The 3,190-nt window shown below is 60.0% G+C and carries 4 protein-coding genes and 1 pseudogene; 3 read left to right on the plus strand and 2 right to left on the minus strand.

Annotated features, from left to right (window positions below; translation table 11 throughout):
• Together AC1DT3_RS16140 and AC1DT3_RS16145 are read right to left on the minus strand one after the other, a co-directional pair.
• Nucleotides 1-511: sigma-70 family RNA polymerase sigma factor (locus AC1DT3_RS16140; RefSeq protein WP_477466261.1), on the minus strand; the 511-nt coding region annotated here is incomplete at its 3' end.
• Complete coding sequence (locus AC1DT3_RS16145) at nucleotides 508-732, minus strand: NepR family anti-sigma factor (protein WP_477466262.1); 225 nt, start codon at nucleotides 730-732, stop codon at nucleotides 508-510. The genes AC1DT3_RS16140 and AC1DT3_RS16145, both read right to left, overlap by 4 nt.
• 170 nt (nucleotides 733-902) lie before the next feature.
• Here AC1DT3_RS16145 and AC1DT3_RS16150 point away from each other — a divergent pair, with 170 nt between their 5' ends.
• From AC1DT3_RS16150 to AC1DT3_RS16160, 3 genes and pseudogenes are all read left to right on the plus strand, one after another.
• Nucleotides 903-1,709 (plus strand): response regulator, encoded by an 807-nt coding sequence (locus AC1DT3_RS16150; protein WP_477466263.1) that lies wholly within the window; start codon nucleotides 903-905, stop codon nucleotides 1,707-1,709.
• A gap of 294 nt (nucleotides 1,710-2,003) precedes the next feature.
• The gene (locus AC1DT3_RS16155) at nucleotides 2,004-2,534 is read left to right on the plus strand and encodes a hypothetical protein (protein WP_477466264.1); all 531 of its coding nucleotides are present in this window, start codon (nucleotides 2,004-2,006) and stop codon (nucleotides 2,532-2,534) included.
• A gap of 37 nt (nucleotides 2,535-2,571) precedes the next feature.
• A pseudogene (locus tag AC1DT3_RS16160) lies at nucleotides 2,572-3,190 on the plus strand (ABC transporter ATP-binding protein/permease); the annotation flags it as partial.

The raw sequence follows: 3,190 nt of genomic DNA on the forward strand, positions 1-3,190 counted from the left end.
CGGGCCCGAGATCCTCGACGTCGTCGACGTTGAGAAGAGATGCCAAGCGCGAGCGTGCGCGGTTGACGCGGCTTTTGATCGTACCGACCGCGCAGCCGCAGATGTTCGCGGCTTCCTCGTAGGAGAAGCCTGATGCGCCGACGAGCAGGAGGGCTTCGCGTTGGTCAGGAGGGAGCAGCGCCAGCGCTGTCCGGAAATCTTCGAAATCGAGCCGCGCGCCCTGCTCGGGCTGCACTTTCAGGCGGCTGGCATAGGATCCCTCGGGATCCTCGACCTCGCGTCGACGCTTGCGGTATTCGGAATGGAACAGATTGCGGAGAATGGTGAAGAGCCAGGCATTGAGATTCGTGCCACGCTCGAAGCGATGAAGATTGGATAATGCTCTGAGCAGGGTGTCTTGAACGAGATCGTCCGCCCGATCGACCTGACCCGAGAGGGAAATGGCGAAAGCGCGTAAACTAGGGACGGCGGCGAGGAGCGCGTCCCGAATGGCCGGTTCCGGCTCGGTCAAGGCTTTCCCTCCTTTTGCGGTGGAGGTCCAGCATCCAGTTTCGCGAGCAATTCGGCAAACCGGTCGGGAACCGGTTGCTGCATCAAATCGTCATACATGGCGCGCAATTGCTCGCCGATGCGGGATTGGCTCGTTTGATCGAGCTGGGGCTCGGCCGCCAACTCATCCAGGGAAGCCTCGGGCGCGACCCGAGCGAGCTTATTCCCTTTGTCGTTTGTCATTGCTATCCCCTGACGTCTGCCGCATCCCTAACGTAATGTCGCGGCAGAGTGCATGTATAATTTTCGAACCATAACGCTGAGTGTTGCCTTCGGTTCCCAATAATGGAACTTTTGAAGCCATGCAGAATTAAATGGTCCAGGTACGTTAAAACACCAACAAGGGGAAACGAATGTCGACAGCGCAGCTGGTCGTTCAACACCTGCCTTACCTCCGCCGCTACGCGCGCGCCCTCACCGGCAGCCAGACAGCGGGCGACGCCTATGTCGCTGCAACCCTCGAAACGCTTGTCAGCGATCCTGCGACAATCAGTTCAGAGTCGAATGTTAAAGTCGAGCTTTTTCAAGTCTTTACCCGTATTTGGAATTCACTCGAAGTGAATGGCCACAGCGAGCAGATCCAGCGCGATCTGCCGGCGGAAGTCCGTATCGGGCAGATCACGCCCCGGCCGAGGCAGGCCTTTCTGCTGTCCAGCCTGGAGGGCTTCTCGGAACAGGAGGTCGGCCGCATTCTCGAAGTCGATGCTCCCACGGTCCGCGACCTCGTCGACGAGGCAGGGCGCGAACTCGCAGCCGACATGGCCACGGACATCCTGATCATCGAAGACGAGCCTCTGATCGCCATGGACCTCGAGGCTCTCGTCGATTCGCTCGGCCATAACGTGACGGGTGTCGCTCGCACGCGCACCGAGGCGGTGAAGCTGGCGGCGAGCAAGCGTCCGGGCCTCATCCTCGCCGATATCCAGCTCGCTGACGGCAGTTCCGGCCTCGATGCGGTCAACGACCTGCTCAAGACCTTCGAAGTGCCTGTGATCTTCATTACGGCCTATCCCGAGCGGTTCCTCACCGGCGAGCGGCCTGAGCCGGCCTTCCTGATCGCCAAGCCGTTCCAACCGGCGAACGTGTCGGCTGTCATCAGCCAGGCATTGTTCTTCCAGCAAAGCGCTCGGCGCCGTGGCGAGATGCGCGCGACGGCCTGATGGCCTGTTGAACGCCTTGTGATTCGCCCGGCTCGCGCCGGGCGTTTTCTTTTGGGCAAACGTGTCCGCAAATAAATGGGGAAATAAAAAAGACGGGCTCGCAGGAGCCCGTCTCAAGGTGCCGGCCAATGCACAAGGGGAATGCGGGGAGGACCAGGTGGCCGGTTCTGAACAAACGCCTCCAATACATCCAAAGTTCCGCGTTCTTCCATATATTCCCCACGACTTTCGAGGAACATCAGTCCCTTCCGTCGCGTTAATGTGGCGAACTTAGCTAAGCTGCGGGAGACGACGATGTTCGGCATGCCAGGCACTATCGTAGGACTTGCGGGAATCGCATTGGCGGCCAGCTTCGCCCATGCGTCCTTCAACAAGGATCTGCCGGGACGTGCCGGCGATGCGGGGCAGTATCCGACGCGGCAGGTCGTTCTCAGCGACGCCAAGGGCGACCGCGTAGCAGCGCCTGTCGCAGCCGAAGCAAGGACGACCGTGAGCGCCGTGGAACTCATCGGCGTCGGACCGACAGCGGTGATCCTGCGCGACGTGCGCGGCGTGGTCCTCTACGAATCCGATCCCCGCACGAATACGACATACTTTGCCAAAAATGCAGACCTTCCGACGCTCACGGTGAAACAGGAAGAGACCAGCCCGGTTGCCCAGCAACCGGTCGAGCGCCGCGAAGGCAAAGAGGAGCCGTCGGCCAAGCGCAAAGGTAACCCCGTGGGGTGCCTCAGCGCTCTCAGTCCGCTCGTGAAGTCCGATGTGGCGTCCTCTACGCCCGGCGTGTGCATGGTCATGCTTGACGACGCCAAGCGCCAATCCTGAAGAGCGGTTGCCCGAGTTTAAACGTTGGAGATGTTGAGTGCGTAACGCGGGCGAGACGACCCAGCGGCGGCGATTGTTTGCCCGCTTTTGGCGTGCGGCTTCGGGATTCTGGCTTGGGCAATCGAAGCGCGAGGCGTGGTTTCTGACACTGACGCTTCTCGCGATCATTCTTGCTCAACTTTACGTGCAATATCGCCTGAACGTGTGGAATCGCGACATCTTCAACGCGCTCGAGAAGAAGGATATCGCGGTCGTCGGGCAGATGGCTCTGCTGTTCGTTCCCCTCGCGCTGGCGGCAGTCGGCTTCAATGTCGCATCGGTGTGGGGGCGCCTGACGACTCAGCGGGCTTGGCGGGCTTGGCTGACCGATTATCAGATCGACCGTTGGCTCAAGAACGGTCGCTACTATCAGCTCAATCTCATTCAGGGTGAGCACCAGAACCCGGAATTCCGAATTGCCGACGACACGCGCATCGCGACGGAATCGCCCGTCGATTTCGCCTTTGGCGTCACGACCGCAATTCTGACCGCGATCACTTTCATCAGCGTGTTGTGGGCGGTCGGCGGTTCGATTTCGTTCGCATTCCAGGGACGGGAATTCAACATCCCCGGCTATCTCGTATTCATCGCGATTTTCTATTCGATCATCACAACGA

The organism is Microvirga sp. P4_G7, from assembly GCF_056401005.1.

Bases quoted from the DNA above. Each gene is read 5' to 3' on its own strand.
- AC1DT3_RS16155 (WP_477466264.1), top strand. From the start codon at position 2,004: ATGTTCGGCATGCCAGGCACTATCGTAGGACTTGCGGGAATCGCATTG.
- AC1DT3_RS16145 (WP_477466262.1), bottom strand. From the start codon at position 732: ATGACAAACGACAAAGGGAATAAGCTCGCTCGGGTCGCGCCCGAGGCT.
- AC1DT3_RS16150 (WP_477466263.1), top strand. From the start codon at position 903: ATGTCGACAGCGCAGCTGGTCGTTCAACACCTGCCTTACCTCCGCCGC.